At 68.3% G+C, this 20,626-nt stretch carries 12 protein-coding genes; 3 read left to right on the top strand and 9 right to left on the bottom strand.

What is annotated here, in order from left to right:
* Window positions 1-276: 276 nt before the first annotated feature.
* Both QHF84_RS08535 and QHF84_RS08540 read left to right on the top strand, forming a co-directional pair.
* Complete coding sequence (locus QHF84_RS08535) at window positions 277-1,896, top strand: peptide chain release factor 3 (RefSeq protein ID WP_281312698.1); 1,620 nt, start codon at window positions 277-279, stop codon at window positions 1,894-1,896.
* A gap of 54 nt (window positions 1,897-1,950) precedes the next feature.
* Window positions 1,951-3,285 (top strand): hypothetical protein, encoded by a 1,335-nt coding sequence (locus QHF84_RS08540; RefSeq protein ID WP_281312699.1) that lies wholly within the window; start codon window positions 1,951-1,953, stop codon window positions 3,283-3,285.
* Window position 3,286: 1 nt separating this feature from the next.
* Here QHF84_RS08540 and QHF84_RS08545 read toward each other — a convergent pair whose 3' ends face one another.
* From QHF84_RS08545 to QHF84_RS08555, 3 genes are read right to left on the bottom strand one after another with little or no spacing between them, the layout of a single operon-like run.
* Window positions 3,287-4,663 (bottom strand): S28 family serine protease, encoded by a 1,377-nt coding sequence (locus QHF84_RS08545; RefSeq protein WP_281312700.1) that lies wholly within the window; start codon window positions 4,661-4,663, stop codon window positions 3,287-3,289.
* Between the two features lie 7 nt (window positions 4,664-4,670).
* Window positions 4,671-6,389 (bottom strand): prolipoprotein diacylglyceryl transferase family protein, encoded by a 1,719-nt coding sequence (locus QHF84_RS08550; RefSeq protein WP_281312701.1) that lies wholly within the window; start codon window positions 6,387-6,389, stop codon window positions 4,671-4,673.
* Complete coding sequence (locus QHF84_RS08555) at window positions 6,386-7,732, bottom strand: DUF4215 domain-containing protein (RefSeq protein ID WP_281312702.1); 1,347 nt, start codon at window positions 7,730-7,732, stop codon at window positions 6,386-6,388. The genes QHF84_RS08550 and QHF84_RS08555 overlap by 4 nt, the downstream gene beginning before the upstream one ends.
* A gap of 244 nt (window positions 7,733-7,976) precedes the next feature.
* On the opposite strand from QHF84_RS08555, the gene QHF84_RS08560 reads away from it, so the two are divergent.
* Window positions 7,977-11,576 (top strand): PilC/PilY family type IV pilus protein, encoded by a 3,600-nt coding sequence (locus QHF84_RS08560; RefSeq protein ID WP_281312703.1) that lies wholly within the window; start codon window positions 7,977-7,979, stop codon window positions 11,574-11,576.
* Here the strand turns inward: QHF84_RS08560 and QHF84_RS08565 are convergent.
* The 6 genes from QHF84_RS08565 to QHF84_RS08590 form a co-directional block, all read right to left on the bottom strand.
* Window positions 11,573-12,253 carry a hypothetical protein gene (locus QHF84_RS08565; protein ID WP_281312704.1) on the bottom strand — a complete coding sequence of 227 codons (681 nt, stop codon included), beginning with the start codon at window positions 12,251-12,253 and terminating at the stop codon, window positions 11,573-11,575. The genes QHF84_RS08560 and QHF84_RS08565 overlap by 4 nt on opposite strands.
* Before the next feature lie 96 nt (window positions 12,254-12,349).
* Window positions 12,350-13,414: a hypothetical protein gene (locus QHF84_RS08570; RefSeq protein ID WP_281312705.1), complete on the bottom strand. Its 1,065-nt coding sequence runs from the start codon at window positions 13,412-13,414 to the stop codon at window positions 12,350-12,352.
* 19 nt (window positions 13,415-13,433) lie between these two features.
* The gene (locus tag QHF84_RS08575; protein WP_281312706.1) at window positions 13,434-15,257 is read right to left on the bottom strand and encodes a hypothetical protein; all 1,824 of its coding nucleotides are present in this window, start codon (window positions 15,255-15,257) and stop codon (window positions 13,434-13,436) included.
* A gap of 29 nt (window positions 15,258-15,286) precedes the next feature.
* The gene (locus QHF84_RS08580; protein ID WP_281312707.1) at window positions 15,287-16,717 is read right to left on the bottom strand and encodes a hypothetical protein; all 1,431 of its coding nucleotides are present in this window, start codon (window positions 16,715-16,717) and stop codon (window positions 15,287-15,289) included.
* Window positions 16,714-19,005 (bottom strand): bifunctional UDP-sugar hydrolase/5'-nucleotidase, encoded by a 2,292-nt coding sequence (locus QHF84_RS08585; RefSeq protein ID WP_281312708.1) that lies wholly within the window; start codon window positions 19,003-19,005, stop codon window positions 16,714-16,716. The genes QHF84_RS08580 and QHF84_RS08585 overlap by 4 nt, the downstream gene beginning before the upstream one ends.
* A gap of 257 nt (window positions 19,006-19,262) precedes the next feature.
* Window positions 19,263-19,778: a hypothetical protein gene (locus QHF84_RS08590; protein ID WP_281312709.1), complete on the bottom strand. Its 516-nt coding sequence runs from the start codon at window positions 19,776-19,778 to the stop codon at window positions 19,263-19,265.
* Window positions 19,779-20,626: the final 848 nt, after the last annotated feature.

The following is a 20,626-nucleotide window of genomic DNA, read 5'->3' on the forward strand; positions in this document are numbered from 1 at the left end:
GCTTTCGCGAGACATGACGGAGGATCAGATCGATGTCGTCCCCCGCCGCGGCTCGCCCCGCTCTTCGCTCGGTCGCTTGCACGCGTGGTCGCCAGAGCGAGCCTCGTGCCAGGCAAAACCCCTGCAATTCCCCGCGAACCGTGGCCTTCCGGGGTGGCGACGCCGTTTTTCGCCAGGCGCCCGCCAGGCTCGCGCCCAAGCGACCCCTCGGCCCCGACCGCGGGCCCTCGCGAGCGTAGCCCTGGGCGGAACCGGTGCTAAGGTGCGCGCGCCGCCGTGTCCGACCCTCAACTCCTCCAGCGCGAGATCGCTCGCCGCAAGACCTTCGCCATCATCTCCCACCCCGACGCGGGCAAGACCACGCTCACCGAGAAGCTCCTGCTCTACGGCGGGGCCATCCAGCTCGCGGGCGCGGTCAAGGCCAAGCGCGCGCGCGCGCACGCCGTCAGCGACTACCTCGAGATGGAGCGCGAGCGTGGCATCTCCATCCAGTCGAGCGTCCTGCAGTTCCCGTACAAGGGCCGCCTGCTCTCGCTCGTCGACACCCCGGGCCACGCCGACTTCAGCGAGGACACCTACCGCGCGCTCATGGCCACCGACGCGGCCATCATGCTCCTCGACTCGGCCAAGGGCGTCGAGGCGCAGACGAAGAAGCTCTTCCGCGTCTGCAAGCTCCGCTCGATGCCCATCTTCAGCTTCGTCAACAAGATGGACCGGCCCGGCCGTGATCCGTTCGAGCTCATCGGCGAGGTCGAGGAGGTCCTCGGCATCGGCGTCTACCCGATCACCTGGCCCATCACCGTCCGCGGCCAGTTCAAGGGCGTCTACCACCGCGTCCTCCGGCAGGTCTTTCTTTTTCAGCAGGTCGCCCACGGCGCCGAGATCGCGCCCATGCAGGCCCACGATCTCTACGCGCCCGAGCTCGAACAGGCTGTGGAAGAGGAAGGTGTCAAGCAGCTCCGCGAGGACGTCGAGCTCCTCGACGCGGCGGGCGACGCCCTCGACATGGGCAAGCTCGCGCGTGGCGAGGTCACGCCGATGTTCTTCGGCAGCGCATTGACGAATTTCGGCCTCCCGCAGCTCCTCGATTCCTTCGTGGAGATGATGCCCCAGCCGGCCCCGCGCGCGAGCGACAAGGGCGCGATCACCCCCGACGACGAGCGATTCACCGCGTTCGTCTTCAAGATCCAGGCGAACATGGATCGCGCTCACCGCGACCGCATTGCGTTCGTCCGCGTCTGCTCCGGCCGGTACGAGCGCGGCATGAAGGTCCGCCATGTCCGGCTCGATCGCGACATTCGCCTCACGAACCCCGTGCAATTCCTCGCCCAGGAGCGCACGGTCGTCGACGATGGATTCGCGGGCGACATCATCGGCGTCTTCGATCCGGGCATCTTCCTCATCGGCGACACCCTCACGGACGGCGCGAACGTCAAGTATGCGCCGCTCCCGCAGTTCCCGCCCGAGCATTTCGGCCGCGTGGTGATGGTCGATCCAATGAAACGCAAGCAGCTCAAGAAGGGCCTCGAGCAGCTCGCGCAGGAGGGCAGCGTGCAGCTCTTCCGGCCGCCGGAGGGCCGCGAGGGCGAGTCCATCCTCGGCGCCGTCGGCGAGCTCCAGTTCGACGTCGTCAAGCACCGCCTCCTCAACGAATACGGCGCGGACGTTCGGATCGAGCGCCTCTCGTGGAACATCGCGCGCTGGGTCGAGGGCGAGCCCGTGCCGCTCGCGGAGCTCGAATCGCAGCTTTATGGTTATGGCGCGCTCGACGTCCACGGCCAGCCCGTCGTCCTTTTCAAGGGCGACTGGCAGCTCGAGACCTGCGCGAAGGCCTTCCCGAAGACCCGCTTCGTCGAGCTCGGCGCGGGCGCGCTCAAATTGCCCACGGCGGACTGAAGGCGCGCCTCATGACGCCCTTCGGGGCGCGGCCGGCGCATGATACAAGGGATCATGCGCCTTCGATCTCCCTCTTTCCTTCTCCTCGCGGCACTCTCGCTCCTTGCGGCGCCGGCCTGCGGCCCGGACGCGGAGACGCCCCCGCCCGTCGCCTCCGTCCGACCGAATCCGCCGGCGCAAAACGACCCTGCATTCACCGTGACCGGCGTCCCGCGCTACGTCCTCGCCGGTGATGGCCTCACCGAGCCCACGAAGGGCTTCGAGGTCCGCGTCACGGCCCCCAAGGACGTCGTCTTCGTCGACGCCTGGATCGACGGCGCTGCGGAGCCCGTCCCGCTCGTCTTCGACGCCGACACCAACCAGTCGTTCGGCGAGATTCCGACGCTCGACCTCCCGATCGGCACCCATGGCCTCATGCTCTCCGTGCACGGCTCGAAGGAGGCCTTTTTTCGCGCCGAGTTCATCAAAGGCCACGCCCTTTACATGATCATCTCGACCGACTGGGACTTTTCCGACGTCGACGACCGCGTCCTCGACCACCACACCGAGCTCCACGCGGCGCACCCCGAGCTCAAGATCACGCACCTCATCGGCCCGTACACGTTCACGGATCCGGCCGTCCCCCAGGCGCGCCGTGATTACCTCGTGAGCTGGGCCCAGAGCATGGTCTACGACTACCGCGACGAGATCGGCCTCCACATCCACCCGTATTGCAACTTCGTCGAGGCGGCGGGGGTGGCTTGTAAAACCTCGCCCTCGGTCGCCGATCCCGCCGGTGATCCCACCGGCTACACCGTGCGCCTCGGGGCCTATACCCGCGACGAATGGAAAACGCTCTTCGGCAAGGCCAACGAGATCTGGGAGCAGGTCGGCTTCGGCAAGCCTACCTCCTTCCGCGCCGGCGCCTGGACGCTGGAGACACACGTGGCGCAGGCCCTCGTCGACACGGGCTTTTTGGTCGACTCCTCCGCGAACAACTGGAAGCTCATGGACGAGTGGATCGGCTACGACATCTACGAGTTCAACAAAACGCAATGGGCGCCCATCGGCGACACGAGCCAGCCATATTTTCCGACGGAGGACAGCATCGTCGCCGGAGGCAAGGGCCCCGCGCTCGGATTGCTCGAAGTCCCGGACAACGGCTGCATGGTCGATTACTGGGCCGTGGAGGAGATACAAAACATCTTCGATGCGAACTGGAGCGGCGATGCGCTCACCACGCCCACGCAGGTCTCGACGGGCTTCCACCCCGCGACCACGCAGTTTTACTCTCCGTACGAATTCGAGCGCCTCGACGCGTTCTTCACGTACGTCGACCAGTTCCTCGCCTCGAAGGGCGAGGGCCCGGTCGTCTACATCAACATGACCGACGCCACGCGGGTTTGGTGAATCAATCGGGATCGCGCCGCGTCCTCCGCGCCCGGATCGCCGTCTCCGGCGGCAGGACCGGCGTGACGCCCGTCCACGCTTCCAGCGCATCGAGCGCTTGCGCGCGGTCCCCCTCCGTCAGATCGACGATCGTCGCGGAATGGTTCTGCGCAGGCGCGAGGAACCGGTAGCTGTCCTTCGCATTCCCGAGCTCGAAGGCTGCCGCCGTGTAGGGATCATTTTCTCCGTACACGAAAAGGAGCCGCTCTCCCTCCGCCGAGATCCAGGTGGAAATGTCCTGCATCGCCGACGCATCGAAGACCGGCGTCTTGCCGGGCGTGATGTACGTCTCCGGCACGTCGATCCCGGGGAACTGCAAGAGATCGGCGACGTTCGACTCCTCGACCGCCGGGTACCCGAGCTCCGTGGCGGCTTGCCAGTAATAAGGCTCGTACGTGAGGAACTCCTCGTCGGACCACAGGCTCGGCGAAGCGATCTCGTCGAGGAACGTCCACACGTCATCGTCCGTCGGCACGAGTCCCATCTCGGGACAAACGCTCTCGTCGTAATACTGCCAGAACGTGAAGATGAGCTGCAACGTGGCCACTTCGAGCGCCTTCTCCCGCCCGAGCAGCTCGTAACTGAGCCCGTTCATCGCGGCCTGCTCATCGATCCGCGCGAGCATCGCCTCGCGCCGCGCGAGCACCTCCCGCTGGAAATATCGCAACGTGTCCTTGCAGGTCGGACTCCCGAGCGCCCCCACGAAATCGATGTACCGTGAATCCGCCGTGCCGAAGCTGTGCGGCGCCACGTACGCGACCGTCCCGTCCACGTCGTCCGGGAAAAACCGCCGGTGATACACCGACGTCATCCCGCCTTTGCTCGCGCCGGACGAGATCCATTTCCCCGTGTAGATCGGCTTCAGCGCCTCCACGATGCGATGGTGATCCGCCGCGGCTTGCTCGATCGTCAGGAGCGACCAGTCGGCCGGCTCCGGCCGCGAGGGCGTGAAGAACCGCTGTTCCACGAAGAGCTGATTCGCGCCGAGGAAACTGGCCGGCTCCCTGATCCTCTGCCGCGTGGGATTGACGTTGTACCCCGACGTGCCGAGCACGAAAGGCGCGGCCTCGTCCCTGTGATGAAGCAGCAACCGCTGCCGGAAGACCGGCCCACCCGCCGCGCCGTGATCCGCCGGCTGCTCGTACTCCATCACGAAGTAACGATATCCTTCGACGCCCGAGTTCTCCTCCGTCACCACCATCCCCGGAATGGCCTGGAGCCGGTCGAAGACATCGACCTCCGGCGGCGGGCTCGTGGGCTCGTCCGAGCAGGCGGGGAGAAAAACGAGCGTGAGCGGGGCGACGAGGCAAAACGCGCCCCGCATCGTTCGAGACATCATCGTTCCCTCAAAGCGGCGCGACCTTCACCCAGAATCGCGGCTCGTACGTGAAGAGCGTGTTCACGCTGCCCGACCCCATGACCCCGAAGCCGAGCGGCGTGAATCCGATCGCGAAATGCGAGGTGAGCGGGAAGCCGAAGCCGAGCTGGAATCGCGAGCCGAACCCGTTCGCGGGCTCGAAATAGGCCGAGTCGAACACCACGCGCGAATAAAACGGGAGGGCCGTGAACTCGATCTCCGAGTACCTGCCGAGCCCCGTGACGAACCGGATCGGCACCCCGATTCCCCACTGCGTCGCGTCGCTCGTCCCCACGAAGCGCCCTTCGAGGCCGATCTCGAAGCGCTGCCGGGGCCCTGTCGAGATGCGGTACGTCGCTTCGAGATCCACGAGCGCCCCGTCCTTCACCGCGAACCTGCCCGGCGCGAAATACCCTCCGCCCGCGAGGCCGAAGCCCAAGCGCAGCTTGTTGTAATCCTTCTGCGGATCCGCGGGCTTCTCCTCCGGCGGAAGCTCGTCGGCCGGCACCGACTTCACGCCCGTGTTCGGCGTGGCGCCCTGCGGAGGCGGCGGATACGGGTACGGATACGGATAAGGGTACGGATACGGCGCGGCGCCCTGCGGAGGCGGCGGATAGGGGTACGGATAGGGCGCAGCGCCCTGCGGCGGCGGCGGATACGGATGAGGATACGCCGAGCCCTGCGGCGGCGGATACGGCTGCGCCTGCTGCACGGGCGGCGGCGGCGGGACATTCGAAGGCGTCGCCGCGCCGGCTTTTTGCCCTGCCCCGGGCGTGGTTTGTCCCGCCGGCTGCTTGGGCGACTGCACGGAGGGCGCCTGCGTGGTCTTCATCGGCTGTGCCGCGGCTTCCTCCGGCACGACGAGCGCCGCTGCCGCCAGCATCGCCGAGGCCAGAGACAACCGCGGACCCTTCCGCGCGAGCAGGACCGCCGCGCCCACCGCGAGGAGCAGCACGATCGACACGACCTGCGCCGAGCTCAACGGCCCGTACGTCCCGCGCGACGCATCGCCGCGCAGCATTTCCAGGAAAAACCGCCCGATTGCATACAGCGCGATCCACGTCCCGAACGCCCGCCCGTCGCGTCGGGGCCCGAGAAGCCACAGCGACGCGATGGCGGCCGCCACGAGCCCCACCGCGGCCTCGTAGAGCTGCGTCGGGTGCACGGGCAGGCTCGGCGCGCCGCGCGGAATCCAGCCGAGCGACGCGTGATCGAGCGCCGCCGGGCTCGAGGCCGGGAAACGCACCCCGAACAGCCCCGCCGTGGGTTTGCCGTAATCACACCCCGCGAGGAAACAGCCCGTCCGTACGAACCCGTACGAGATCCCGCAAAGCGGGACCGCCCGATCCAGGAACGGAAGCGCCTTCGCGCCCCCGCGGCGCAGCACCCAGGCCGCCCCGAGCGCCCCCATCAAGAGCCCGCCATACGCCGCGCGCCCCGCGTGCACCAGTGGATTCAGCGATCCCGCGACGATCGCCTCCGGCACGGCCCGCAGCCATTCGAAGACGTATCCCCCCATGAGCGCCCCGGCATAGGCCGCGAGGAGCGCCCGCCCTTCGAGCCCCGCGTCGGCCCCATCGCGCCGCGACAGCTTTTGCGTCACGACTGCGCCGAGCAGCGCGGCGAGCCCGACCATCACCATGTAATCGGGCGCGAGCCACCCGGGGAGCCCGTGGCGCTCGAGCCAAGCCACGATGAGGCTCCTCATGGCCGCCTCCGCCGCGACAGGAGATACAGATACGCGACGGGCAACGCGAGCCAGAATGCCGTCCCGACCGGCGCGGGCAGGGGAGACCGCCCGGGCCGCCGCGCGACGGCGCACTGGCTGTTCTTGCAGTTGTTGTTGCAGTCCTGCGAGTTCTGGTTGCAGTCCGCGCAGTTCTGGTTGCAATCAGCGCAGTTGTCATTGCATTTCGAGCAATTGTCGTTGCACGCCGAGCAATCGTCGTTGCAACCGCCGCACGAGCCGCCCGAGCAACCCCCGCAGCTCGACGAGCTGCCGCTGCCCGACGAATCGCCCGAGAGCCTCCCGTCCGAGAGGCATTGCTGGAGCAAGCCCATGCAGCTCTCGCTCGCCAGGAACGCGAGCGCGTCGTCCCGCGTCGTCACCGGCAGCGCCGCGCAGAGCGACCCGCCCGACTCCACGCACGCCCGCACTCCATCGATGTTCATGAGCGCGAGCACGCAGAGCGCCGCCGCGTTCGCCGCGGCCTGGTTCACCCACGTGCACTCCGCATTCGCGTCGGCGAACGTCGGATCCGTCACGTCGTGATCACACGTCCCGCTCGCCGCGCAGCCGCACGTCGTCTGTACCTCGAGCGAGCACTCCTCCACGCTGTCGGGCAGCTTGTACGGATTGAAATCGACCGACAAAGGCTTCGATCCCGGCAGCTCCGGCATCGGCACGACCGCTGGGACGGGAACGATCTGCGCGCCCTCCTCCTCCAGCGCCGCGAGCGCGACGAGCCACGACGCATTCACGTAGACCTTGTCCTCGAAGGCCCAGGCGCCCATCGGCAGGCCCGTGGTCCGCACGATCTCCTTCGCCTCGGCGCGTTTCGCGAGGTCCCGCACCCAGCGCCCAGCGCGCCCTTCGAGCGCCGCCTCTTCGAGCGCCGCCGTCGTGTTCCCCGGCCGCCCCCGCATCTTCGGCGGCCCCTCGTTCGTGTCGCCGGTCTCCTTCGCTTCACGCGTCGCGAGCAGCAGCTCCGCGCCCTCTCGCTCGATCGCGCCGAGCACGAGCGCGTCCTTTCCTTGCTCCTCGCGCTCCTCGTCCGCGGCGCTCGCGAGCGCGTCGATCGTCGTGACGTCGCGCGGCGGGATCACGAGCCGCTCCTCTGCGGGAGCGATCCCGGCCTCTTCCAGCCGCTGCGCCACTTCGCGTCGCGTCTCCTTGGGCAACGACGCCATCACTTCGGGTGCTGCGCGGAGCGCGTCTCGCAGCGGAAGCGCGTCATAAGGCGGCGCCTCCTCTCCGCACCCCGCAGCGAGCAACGCGGCTGCGGCCAGCGCCCCGCACCTCCCCCAGAACCTCCCCAACCGCACCATCACCGCCCCCTTCCTCATTCCCGGGCGATCCACGAATATCAGACCCTTTTCCACGCGCCAAGCCCCTCGCGAAATCGTGATTCCTCCTACCTGCTGCCCCGCGTCAAGTCAGAGTGATGGCGGCAGCCGGACCACGCACGTTTTTGCGAGGCTACGCAATCCGTATCGACCCCCGCTTGCCCGCACCTCGGAAATGGCGGGCCATTCGAGCGGCATGCCCATTGCAGTCGCCTTTCGAGGAGGACCGATGCGCTCGCTTCCTTCTTTTCTGGGCCCTTCGGGCCTCGCGCTCGCTTTTTGTCTCGTGGCCGGCGGCGCACGCGCGCAGATCGACGTGAACCCGCCCTTGCCCAATGTCCTTTTGCTCATCGACACCTCCGGCTCGATGGAGAACATGGCCGACGGCCGGACGCCCGAGGAGGCGGGCGCCGCGTGTCTTCCCGGCACGAAAACGCCCATGAATCGCTGGGCCACGCTAGCTTCCGTCCTGACGGGCACGATCCAGGAGTTTTCGTGCTCCTCGCAGGATCGGAGCTCCGCCGCGTTCCTCGACGAGTATTCGATCGGCGGCACCCCACCCGCCGACGCGAAATATCATCTCCCGTTCCACCGCATTCTCTCGAACGGCTGCACCCACGGCCCCGGCGTCTTGCCTTCGCCCTGGTACACGGTCTCCGACGATGCGATCCGCACGCACGCATGGAACCATCGACAAAAGCCCTGCGACGCGCCCGGATTCCGGCAAGACGCGGACGGCTTGCTCGATACCTACCGGGATCGTGTGCGGTTCGGGCTCATGACCTTCGATTCGCTCCCGCACCCCGGCGCGGATGCGGAGGGCGGATACAGCTATTTCCTCGGCTGGAACGACGGCGGCGCGCCCGCCCATGGCCATCCTGCGGGCTGCGCGGATCAGCCGTTCGAGGTCGGCGCGAAAAACCCTGCCGCTCCGCCGTGGGAGGGTGCACTCCTCGGGTTTGGCGGGTACGACGCGCCGATCGCCGAGGTCCGGGCTCAGAATGCGCGAATCCAGAGCACGCTCCTCGCGCTCCGCCCCTTCGGCGCGACCCCGCTCGCCGGCATGCTGGCCGACGCCCGGGACTTCTTGCTTCATGACACCACGAAAAACCCCGCGACCGGCGTCCCTCTCGGCCCGGCCGACGATCCTTATTCGAAAGGAGGCTGTCGACTGCAGTTCGTCCTCGTCCTCTCCGACGGCGAGCCGAACCTCGACCTGCGTGACGCCTGCGCTGCGGGTGACGGAAAATGCCCCTATCTCAAACCCTGGGAGATCGCCCACGAGCTCGCCACCGCGGCGAACCCCATTCCGACCTTCGCCATTGGATTCGGCCTCTCCGGCGCTGGTGGCGTCGATTGCGCGTCCCTCTCGCCCGCGGCTCTGCTCGATCCGAGCGGCCCTTGCGCGGATGCGGACGGGAGCCTCGCGGCCTGCTGCACCCTCGCGCGCATCGCGCACGAGGGCGGCACCGAGCGCGCGTATTTCGCCTCGGATCTGCCCTCCCTCCGCAATGCCCTCGACGCCGTCCTCGCGTTCGTCTCGTCGAGCTCCACGAGCCGCACGATCCCCGTCTTCGCGTCCGCCGGCGCCGCCACGGCCCAGGGGGACGCGCTCGCCGCGGGGTATCAATTCGTCACGTCGTTCGATGCTCCGCCCGGCGAGCCCTGGAGCGGCAACCTCGAACGAAAACGATACGTCTGCGAAAAACAAGGCGGCATCGAGGTGCCCGTCCTCGCCTCCGTCGACCCGCAAAAAGGCGACGACTTCGCGGCCAACCTCGCCACGGGTTTGCCCGCCCGGCGCTTCTTCACGGTCCTCGCCGATCCTGCCGGACAAACCATTCCGTCGCGCGGCAGCATCCGACCCCACCTCCAGAAAACCGACGGCCTCGGCTCCACGGGCGGCATTTCCACGGGGCTGCTCGAAGGCACGAGCTTCGCCGTGGCCCTCGCCCTCTCGCCCGCCGCGCTCGGAATCGATCCGGGATCGCTCCCGGAGACGTGCAAGGCCCTCGCGCTCCCGTCCCCCATGGCAAACGCCTGCGCCGAGGCCGTGATGCGCTGGGAAATCGGCGATCCCCTCGTCCCGCATGCACGCGGCGGCCACGAGCTCGGCAGCATTTATCACGCGATCCCCGCCGTCATGACCCCGCCGCGCTCGTTCCTCCGCGACGAAGCGTATGCCGCATTCGCCTCCGACCCCGCCTCGCAAAAACGACCGCCCGTCCTCTTCGTCGCCACCACCGACGGGCAGCTCCACGCCTTCAAGATCGCCGCGAACGACCCCGCCGATCCCTTGCGCGTCGATTCGCTCGCGAACAACGAGCTGTGGGCGTTTTTCCCGCCGCACGTCCTCCCCGGCATCCTCCCGACGTACCGGCAGCAGGCCTTCCTCCTCGACGGAAGCCCCGTCGTCCGCGACGTCGTTTTCTCCCGCACGCGCGCAGACGCCCAAGGAGGCGCGGCGGCCACGGAATGGCGCACCGTGCTCCTCGCGGGCGGGGGCATGGGCGGCGGGTTTTATTATGCGCTCGACGTGACCGACCCGGAAACCCCGCACTTCCTCTGGCAACTCTCGACGGACGCCGCGGGCGCGCCGCTCTTCGGCGCCGAGACGCCACGCCCGGCCATTGCCACGGTCGCGATCGACGACGGCAAAGGCGACATCGAGGAGGTCGCGGTCGCGCTGCTCCCGGGCGGACACGCCGGCCCGCCGAGCGGAAAGGCCTGCCCGCGCCTCGTGCAGGGCTCACTCGTCGCGCCGGACGAACCCGCGCAGCCCCCGCTCGACCCGCTCGCCGTGCGATGCCACGGCGCTGCCAGCAACGAAGCCCTGCCCGCGCGCTCCTTGACCATCGCGCGGCTCGACACCGGCGAGATCCTCGCCACCTTCCGCGGTTTGCCCACGGATGGCCCCGCCATTGCACCGGAAAAGGTTCGTCCCTTCTCCTTCGATGCACCCGTCACCGGCATCCCGACCCCGTTCCCATCGATGCCCGGCCAAATCGCGGATCGCGTTTACGTCGGGGATGCCGATGGAAACCTCTATCGGATCGACCTCGCGAGCCCCGACCCGTCGAAATGGACCACGCGCCTCGCCTGGGACGCGTATTCGCTCCCCGGCGACACGGCCTCGGCGCGCCAGCCCATCGATACCCCGCCCGTCGTCAGCGTCGATCCGCTCGGCCGCCCCGTCGTGCTTTTCTCCACCGGTGATCAAGAGACGTTCACGAAAAGCGCAGGTGTCCGGGCGCGCGTCACCTCGATCCTGGAGGACGCCTCGCAGGCAGGCCTCGTGACCCGGCACAACTGGACGATCCCCTTCGAGAATGGCGTGCGCGTCACGGGTCCGATCTCCCTCTTCGACGGCGTCGCCTATTTCGCGACCTTCACGCCCGAAGGAAACCCCGGCGCCGCCTGCTCCGACGGACACGGCACCGTCTGGGGCGTCGATTACCTCCGCAAAACCGCTTGCAGCCCAAACGGCCCGACCCCGCCGCCCGGATGGCCTTGCCCCCGGTACGTGAAAGACCCCGCCCTCGCGCCCGGCCAAACCAGCTATTTCGAGGATCGGCCGCCGGGCACCGTCGTCTTCGGCGTCGCCGTCGAGCGGACCCCGAGCTGTCATGCCCCCGTGACCGTGCCCGATCCGTGGCTCGGATCCACCACGGCGATCGGCCCCTCCACGGGCGGTGATTTCCAGCTCGTTTTCCAGACCGGGCGCGGCGGCGAGGCGAGCGAGGGCTCGAAGACCCGCACGACCACGAAACCATTGCCGCGCCCGCGCGGGGCCGTGAAGGTCGATTCGTGGGGCGTCGTGCTCGATTAACGCCGCCGCTCGGCCCGCGCGTGCGCCTCTTCCTCGCCCACCTCCGCCTCGGCGAGCGCCTCCTCCTCGGCCGCATGCGAAGGCACCTGCGCCGCCATCCCCACACGAACCCGCGGCGCGCCGATACGCGGGCCCGCGATGTCCTTCACGTAATACCGGAGCGTCCCGTCGTCGTCGACCTCCAGCGTCACCCGCGCGTCCGGGCGTTTCGCCATTTCCGTGAGCAACGCGTCGGCCTCCGCCTCGGTGACGTTCACCGCGCGCGCGAGCTCGGCCGGCGTGACCGATCCAGCATTACGCCGCGCCACCGCGAAGACCGCTTGCTCCTGCGCCCCGCGCTCGCGCTCCTTGCCCGTCTTCCAGAGCAGCCGCCCGCCCAGGATGAACACGAGGCCGAACAGCACGCTCATGGCGCCCAGAAACCCGCCGACGATCCACGCGACCGCCGGACTCAGGAGCCCGATCAGCGCGCCGAGCGTGAGCGCCAGGAGGACACCCGTGATCAGGATGATCCATCCGGCCACGCTCGCCACGCCGCCGCCGATCTTCGACGGCTGGCCCGCGACGTTGACGGGCGTGTCCTCCAGAAGCGAGCGAGGCGCGCCGCAGGCCGTGCAATACGCGCGCGCTCCTCGCACGATGGTGGGCGCATCCTGGCGGCAGTTCGGGCATCTCATCGTTCGGGCTCCGGCTCCTGGCGGCCGAACATAAGGCTCGTCTTTCCCGTTGTCGCGGGGAAAGCAGCCAGGCGACGGTCGAGCCGTTCCGGGCGCTCAGGGCGCAGGCGGGTGCACGAGGATCCGCTGGGTCTGCTTCCACGACACGAGGTCGGACGTACGCACGGTCGCTGAGACCTCCCAGCAGAGCTCGTTGTTCGGCGCGCCAAACGAGGGCGGCGCGCGCAGCGGAATCTGAAAGCTCTCCTGCACCACGGTCACGTGGTCCGGCGGCAGCCGCAGCCGCGCCCGATCGACCACCGGCCGCCGCTCCCCGTGGAGCGAATGACGATAATGGCGCGGCTCGTCGGGCTCGCTCGACGGGCGCACCACGACCTCCTGCGCCGAGAGCGAAAAAATGAGCTCCTTCAGCACCTCCGGCCGGCTCGGCTTGAACGAGACCGAGACCGTGATCGTCTCGCCCGCTCGCACGATCTCCGGATGCACCGCGAGCTCGGGCGGGCCGAGCCGCTCGCGCAGCGTGCGCCGCCGGAGGTGCGCGAACAGCGCCGAGAGCCCACCGACGAGCAGGAGGAGCGCGAGGATCCGCGCGAAGGCCCCCGCGCGCAGGACGAGCAGCGCCGCGCTCGCCGCCGCGAGCGCCACGCCCACGATGGGATGCTCGATGGTCTTCGGCTCTTCACGCTTGCCGAGCGTGGCCTCCGGCAAGGGCCCGGGGTTGTACACGAGCGCATGACGCGACGGCGCCGTTCGATAACTCTTCGCCGTGAGCGCGCGCGCCTCCTCGGTCCACGGCAGGAGCAGAATACGCGCCTCGACGCGCTCGCGTGACGCCCAGCCGAGCTTCGCCTCGATCCGCAAGGTCCAGCTCACCGTGAGAATGTGCCCGTGATACGTAAGCGGGCCGGACGGCGCGGGGATCTCGAAGGGCACGGCCTTCGGCTCGCCGGCCGCGAGCGCGAGGCCCGCGGCGAGGGCGATCGGCGCGCCTTTCACGGCATACGGCTCGCCGCGGCTCTCGACGTCCCAATCGAGCGAGGCCACGAGCTCGTCGCAACGACGGCTCTCCGGACAAACGATCTCCACGCGCCCGGTGATGAGCTCCCCGGGCCTGTGGACGGCGTCGCGACGGTCGAGGTGGAGGGACAGCCGGGGCGACACGGCGTGGCCCTCGTTTGCCTCAGAAGCGCGCCGAGACGCTGGCGCCGAAGCCGAGGAAGTTCGGGCTGATGAAGGTGCGGAGCGCCAGCGTGCCTTCGCTCGGGTCGCGCTCGACGAACGTGCCGTTGTTGTCGCGCACGTACTGGAGCCAGACGAGCGCCGACATGATCGACGAGAGGTCCCATTTCAGGCTCGCGCGCGCCTGGAAGATCGGCACCGCGCCCTGGTTCACGGGCAGAATGGCGATGTTGCCCTGCTCGCGGATGACGACGGTGCGCTCGATCGGGGCGTTGGAGCTGTCCACCGTCGACGTGGAGAACGTCGCCGGGAACTGGAGGCCCGCGCCGAAACCCACCGTGAGCCGCGGCGCCGGGAGGTAATAATCGGAGGCGAGCGCCAGGAAGAACTCGTTCGAGGTCGCGGCGTCGCGCGGGAGCGTCTGGAAGGGAATGAAGCTCGGCTGGTTGCGCAGGACGTACGGCAAATCGCGATAGATCGCCGTGAAGCTGCCGCGCAAGAAGCCCGATTTCACGTTTGCCTGGAGCGCCGCGGCGCGCGCCTGCTGGATCGCGGTCCCGCCGGCCACGTCGAAGTCCTTGAGGCGCTGCCAGAGGTTCGTCCCTTCGAGCGCGAGCGACCACGACGTCTTGCCGGGGCTGTACGTCTCCGGCTTGAAGATGATCATCGGCTTGTTCGGGTCGTTCCGATAGAGCGCGAAATCGATCGACTGCGGCACCGGCGTGCTCTTGTCGTGGAGCAGGATGCGCATCGAGGCGCCGGCCGTGTAGACGCTCTGGCCCGCGACGTCGGGCAGATCGAACTTGCCCTGCTGGAAATAACCGCCGCCGACGTCGATGTGGATGTAATCGTTCGCGTCGACGCTGCCGCCGCCGAGCACGCCGTAGTTCGTCTGGCCGATGCGGATCTCCTCGACCTCGCTCGTGCCCGGCGTCAGCGTCTGCTCGACCTGCACGATCGTCGCGGTCTTCAGGCCGAAGAACACGCTCCACTTCTCGCCCGTGTACTCGACCTTTCCGCCGGGCGCGCCGCCCTGCACGCGCGGGAAGATCGATTGATTGATGAACGGGTTCGTGCCGCCCCAGGAGATGTCGTAGAGGTAGCCGAGGCGGAACCGGTCGGTGTCGAGCGGCCAGAGCGTGACCGAAAGGCCGCGCTTCCCATTCTTGTCGCCGTCCGTGTGATAGAAGGCGCGGATGTACGAACCGGCGTCGTAGAGCGATTGATTCAGGTTGTTCGTCGCGCGCGCGAGCGACGCGAGGTCGAAGCGCAGGACCATCGACGCCTCGGTGTCGAGGCCCTTGATGAACCCCGGCAGCTTCTTGTAGAGCGCGAGGTGCGTCAGGTTCTCGCGGCCGGCGAAGCGCGAGTTCAGGTTGTCGAAGAAGAGGCGGTACGCCTTTCGATCGCCGATCGCGGTATCGGGCGAGAGCGGCAGCGCCTGCCCCGTCTGGTGCAGCACGTCGTCGTCGCCCATGACCCACGTCAGGCGCGTATCCATGAAATCGCCGATACGCACCGCCGGCGGGTCGTTGTCGACCGTCTTCACCGGCGGAGGCGTCGCCACGATGGGCGCGACGGACGGTACGATGGGCTCCTGCGCGGGAGGCGCAGCGGGGGGCGGCGGAGGCGCCTCGGTCGTCGGCGGAGGCGTCGGAGGCGTCGTCCCGTCAGGGTTCGTCTCCGCGGACGGGGGGTTCGTCCCGCCAGGCTGTGCCGCCGGATCCGTCGGCGGGACCGGCTGGGCAGATGCGCCGGCGGCCGCGAGGAGGAGGGCAGGGATCAGGGCCAGGGGAGCGCCGGCGGCGGCCTTGCGGAGTCGCATGCGGGAATGCATGAGCAATCGAGGGTCCTTCAGTTCGAGCCTTGATCGTTGTCGTCGATGGTCCGGAGGCGTACGCAGGCTTTCGTGGACGGCACGGTCGCTTTCACGCACCCCTGCGTCTGGCATACGAGATCGTCCGAGCAGCGCGTCTCGACGGTCCAGTTGAGCGAACCCCCGGAGAAATTGCGGAGCGTGCCGGTGACCGCGTCGAGCACCTCGCCCTTGTGCCCCGTCGGATCAAAGCCCGCCGCGGTGCCCGTCTGGATCTGGATCTGCGTGTTGCCTTTGAAGACCTTGTAATTGCCGCGCGCCGAGTACGAGGTCCACTCCGTACATTCGGGATCCGCGGCGCAGGCGTCCGAACACGCGCCCTCGGCCTGGCTCTCGAAATCGACCTGCCCGTCGCCGTTGAGGTCGCAATTCGAGTGATCCGCGTCCGGAATGTTGTCGACCACGGGCTTCGGGCCGAACTTCGTGGCCACGCGGAACCCCTCGATCCGCACGAGGCCGGATTCGAGCTTTTCCATCGCGTCCGAGTTCCCGATCGTGGCGTCTTCGAGCACGGCCGGCTCGGGCACCTCACACGTGTCTTCCCCCTCGAGCGGGTAACTCACCACGTACGAGGGGAACGAGAGCTCCGTGAAGCCGAAGAACTCGACGACGGTGCCCGTCAGGAACGTCACGCGGTCGCAGACGCGCATCCCGGGCGGCGTGGAGAAATTGAACGCGAAGATGTGGTTGTACCCCGTCGCCTGCTCCGACAGGTCCGTCACGTAAAACCCGTCGCTCGCGATACGCGTCACGACGAGCGGCTTCGGCCGGTGCGTGTTGATCTCGATGGCCTCGTACGGGAACGGCGTCGTCGCGCCGAGGCCCTGGATGTCGCTGATCCGCGGGAGCTCGTAATGCACGGGCGGCGAGATGCCGGCCGCGAACGTGCCCACGTCCTCGTTGTCGTCGTCGGCGAACGCGCAGCCGGGATCGGCGGGGAAATCGATGAGCACGTCGCCGTCGTCGTCCTTGCCGTTCGAGCAGGCCGGTTTTTCGGAGAGCGGCACGGGCGAATACCCGAGATCCTCGACCCAGAGCCGCGCCGGGCCATACACGGCCGAGACCGTGGCAATGCCCTTCGCCTTGCCGCCGACGACCTTGATGTTACGCCCCGCCGCGCCTTCGCCCGTGACGCCGAGGACCGTGCCCGGCTCGACGCTGAGCCGCACCGTGCCATCGAAATCGACGGGCTCCCCATAAGGCGAGCGCGTCTCGATCTCGAACGCCCACGTGTCCTCGCGATCCCCGCGGTTCGCAGGCAGCGGCGCGTCCTCGGAGGGCGCGTCCGCGCCGTTCACCTGCGTGATCACCACGCGAAACGTCGACGCGCCGCCCGGCAGCGGGACCTGATCGGTGCACGCGGCGAGCGCGAGGAGCGAGGCGAGCCCGAGAGTTGCCGTCCTTTTCATTGCCCGACCATCCGGATGCGACCATCGGAGAAGTTTCCGATGTAACGATCCACGCATGCGAGGTACTTGCAGGTCTCGCCCGCGGTCCTGCAGGGCGCGAGCTCCTGCTCGCATTCGCGCTCGATCGCGGCGGACGGCGCATTCTCGCAGACCGTCCGCTGGAACGCCGCGATGTCGTCACGGCACGTCCGGAGCACGCACGTCCCGGCCGCGCAGGGGCGGGTCGCGTCGGAGGCGCAGACGTCGCCCTCGATGACGGACTCGGGGCAGGCGCAGACGAAGTCCTTGTCGAGCTTCTGGCAATCGGCGTCGACCTTGCAGCCGATGGGCTCGTCGTGGTTGCACACGCCGTCGTTCGTGCACGTGGCGGCCATGCCGAGGAGCGCGGAGCACTCGTCGGATTGGCTCCCGCTCCCATTCTGATCGGCGGGGCAGGGGGGACGGATGGTACACGGCGTGCCGGCGCGGATGTAATCGATGAGCGCGTCGCGCTGCTGGATCTGCGTGTCGAACTGGGTCGTGTTGCGCTGCAGGACGCGGAAGCCGCTGCCGCCGGCCGCGAGGTAGTTCGACGTGGCGAGCTCGTAGCTCGCGAGCGGATCGAACGGCTGCCAGCAGACGCCGCCCTCGACGTCGCAGCTCCCGAGGCCCTGGTCGGGGCATTGCGCGTCGCTCGTGCAAGCGACCTTGGGGTTTCGCGCGCCGATGTAGATGTTCGTCGCGACGCCGGGCGGGCTGTCGGGCGTCTTCTGCTGCGTGCAATCGATCACGATGCGGGCGCCCGCGATCTGCACCTGCGAGACGCAGCCGCGGCCGGCCGACCTGCGCGCCACGAAATCGAAGAGGTCCTGCACCTCGACGCCCGAGAGCTGCATCTTCGAGATCGAGTTGTCGAACGGGAAGATGTTGTACATCTGCTCGACGGTCACCGGCCCGGGCACGAGATCGGCGCGGATGCCCGTGGTGTTCGTCATCGAGAAATCGGTCTGCACGCCGAGGCGCAGCCACATCGCGGTGGAGATCATGTTGCCGAGCGGAGAATCGCCGCCGCTCGTGGAGAAGCGCCGCGACCCGTCGCGCGCATACCCCACCAGCAAATCGAGGTTCGCCAGCGCGTCGAGGCTCTGCGCATACGGCTCGAGCGTCGCGAGCACGATCGGATCCTCCGGGACGTCCTCCGTCACCGGGAAGAGGCGATAATCGCTGGAGATGACCTCGAATCCGTTCGCCGGATCGTAGTCCGAGACGCCGTTCGTCTCGCCCGGGAAATCCGCCGGCTCGTTCGACAGGACGAGGTCGAGGCGGCCCACGTACTTCGCGAACGCGCCGGAATGGGCGAGGACGACGTCGCGCGGCCGGCAGTACCTGCGGACCTTGCCGCCGCCCGCGTTCGGATCGTTCAGCTCGATGTAGTAGCTGTTCACCTCGGCGTCGAAATTCGCCGAGCAATCACGCACGCGCTTCGGCGGCTGGAGCACGATGTGGTTGTGCCCGCCGAGCACGACGTCGATGCCCGTCGTATTCTGGATCATGCGCTCGTCGACCTCGAGGCCGAGGTGCGTGACGAAGACGACGACGTCGACGATGGGCCGGAGGAGATCGGTGTAGAACTGCGCGACCTCGACGGTGTTGAGCGGCGTGATCCCGAGGCGGTTCGGCGCGTCGAAGATCGAGGTCATGCTCGACAGGTTGCCCATGCCGATGAGGCCGACGCGCAGCCCGTCGAGGTTGAATACGGTGTAGGGCTGGAGCTGCGCGCCGAGCGGCGAGGCGCCGGGCATCGAGGGATCCTCGAGCATGTAATTGGCCGCGAGGACCGGGAAGCTCGCCCAGTTCTGGAGCTGGAGGCCGAGGTTCAAGGCGCCACGATCGAACTCGTGGTTGGCCACGAGCATCGCGTCGGTGCCCATGGCGCTGAGCGCGCGAATCTCGGCCTCGCCGGAGAAGAAGTTGAAGATGGGAGCGCCCTGGAAGCAGTCGCCGCCGTCGACGTGCAGGACGCGCGAGGCGCGGGCCCGCTCTCTGCCGACGATATGCGAGATCCGAGCGGCACCGCCGACGTTGGCGATGCTCAGCGCCTCCCCGAGCCCGAGGCCGGAGTCGACCTGGCCGAGCTGGAGGTTGTACGGATACAGGCGCGAGTGGATGTCGGAGGTGTGGATCAGGGTCAGGTGGGTCTGACCCTTGAGGCGCGGCGTGGGCGCGGACGTCTCACAGCCCGAGCCCAGGGCCAAAGTCGCGACCAGAGGCGCGGCCAAGAGGGGAGCCAAGAAACGTCGGAAGCGCATCGAGCGGGCGTAACCTAGGCAGGATGCCCCGCGTGGCTCAAGGGAAAAACGTGGTAGGAGAACACACCACAGGCGCAAAGGATCCAGGGTTCGCCCGAACGCCCGCGAAAAACGGCGCGCTTCGAGGTGCCAGGACGGAGCCACGCCGCTGTGCGTCGTGAGGAGGAGGGGACGTCACGGAACCGTCACCCGGGAGTGCTTGACAAACGGGGCGGTTTGGATCTCGCGGACGGGGGGAGGGGAGGCGGGGGGAGGGCTCAGGTGCGGCTCGGCGTGGTCTCCGTGCCTGGCTCGGCGGGCGGCTCGTCCCGCGCCTGCTTGTTCTTGCGGCGCTGGTCGGCGGCCTTCCTGGCGTACTGCGAGCGATACGCCAGCGTCTTGTGGAACGCCGCCTCCACGGACGGGTCGCCGTGCCGGATGGTCGTGTCGACGAATCCGCCGACGCGGCTGATGTCGGCCTCGCGCGCGTCCTCGTAGTAGACCTCGCTCTCCTCGAGGACCTCCGCGAGCTTGAGGACGACCTTCTTGAGGGCGCGTATCTCGTCGAGCGTGGCGGTCTTGTCGACGATCTTCGGCCAGATGCCCGGGTGAATGCCGAGCGTCTCGCCGTACTGCGGGAGGGCCTTCGAAAGCTCGTCGAAGACGTCCGAAAAGCCGGGCTTCTCGCGCTGCGCGCCGGCGAGCGTGCCATTGATCAGATCCACGAGCCGCGGGCGGATCTTGGAGAGGTCGATGATGTCGGGGCCTGTATAGGGAGCGATGATGTCGTTCACGAAAACCTCCATGCCCGCACCTCGATGGCAAGGAGCGAGACGTACTGGGGTGAGGGCGGTGCTGAGACGCCCGAGGGCGCGCTGCGATTCGACGGAAAATTGCTGTGTTGGTGTCGCGTCAGGGTCGTGGACGCGATGGGGGGAAGGCGCGGACGCGCGTTGCGAGGGCGAGGGAGGGAGGAGGGGAGGGCGTGGGCGCGGTGGGGGAACCGCTCGGGCGTGGTTGCCGAGGGCCAGGACGGGATTGGGGGAGGGCTCGGACGCGGTTGCCGAGGGCTCATGCGCCGTCGGGGTCCCGTTCGGATGCGGTCGGTGAAACTCTCGGGCGCGGTGGTGGGAAGGCGCGGACGCGCGTTGCGAGGGTGACGGAGGGAGGAGGGGAGGGCGTGGGCGCGGTGGGGGAACCGCTCGGGTGTGGTTGCAGATGGTTCGGACGCGGTGGGGGGAAGGCGCGGACGCGCGTTGCGAGGGTGAGGGCGGGAGGAGGGGAGGGCGTGGGCGCGGTGGGGGGAAGGCGCTCACCATCACTTCGCCCGTTCGCCCGTCGGACAAACAATGCTGGCGCGCCAAGCGAGGTAACGCGGGCGGCAACCCGGTACACGCGCCCGACGCCTCGCACTCGCACGGCTCGCACTCCGCATTTGTGCTCCCCGAGGGGGCTGGATCTGTGTTGTCAACCAGGATCGCCCATGCGATATAGCGCGAGCGCCGGCAGTCACCCCCAAAGAATGGTGCGGACGACGCAGGCCGGTGATCGGGTGTGCCACACCCCGACGCCTACAAAAAGGCGGACTCTTCGAGCGCTCTACAACCAGGTGCAGATGGACGCCATCCGAAAGGCGCTCTCG

This window comes from Polyangium sp. y55x31, from assembly GCF_029946505.1.
Classification (GTDB): domain Bacteria; phylum Myxococcota_A; class Polyangia; order Polyangiales; family Polyangiaceae; genus Polyangium.

What these genes read in the sequence shown, in the direction of transcription:
- QHF84_RS08540 (WP_281312699.1), top strand. Translation starts at nt 1,951, where the DNA reads ATGCGCCTTCGATCTCCCTCTTTCCTTCTCCTCGCGGCACTCTCGCTC.
- QHF84_RS08545 (WP_281312700.1), bottom strand. Translation starts at nt 4,663, where the DNA reads ATGATGTCTCGAACGATGCGGGGCGCGTTTTGCCTCGTCGCCCCGCTC.
- QHF84_RS08550 (WP_281312701.1), bottom strand. Translation starts at nt 6,389, where the DNA reads ATGAGGAGCCTCATCGTGGCTTGGCTCGAGCGCCACGGGCTCCCCGGG.
- QHF84_RS08560 (WP_281312703.1), top strand. Translation starts at nt 7,977, where the DNA reads ATGCGCTCGCTTCCTTCTTTTCTGGGCCCTTCGGGCCTCGCGCTCGCT.
- QHF84_RS08565 (WP_281312704.1), bottom strand. Translation starts at nt 12,253, where the DNA reads ATGAGATGCCCGAACTGCCGCCAGGATGCGCCCACCATCGTGCGAGGA.
- QHF84_RS08575 (WP_281312706.1), bottom strand. Translation starts at nt 15,257, where the DNA reads ATGCGACTCCGCAAGGCCGCCGCCGGCGCTCCCCTGGCCCTGATCCCT.
- QHF84_RS08580 (WP_281312707.1), bottom strand. Translation starts at nt 16,717, where the DNA reads ATGAAAAGGACGGCAACTCTCGGGCTCGCCTCGCTCCTCGCGCTCGCC.
- QHF84_RS08585 (WP_281312708.1), bottom strand. Translation starts at nt 19,005, where the DNA reads ATGCGCTTCCGACGTTTCTTGGCTCCCCTCTTGGCCGCGCCTCTGGTC.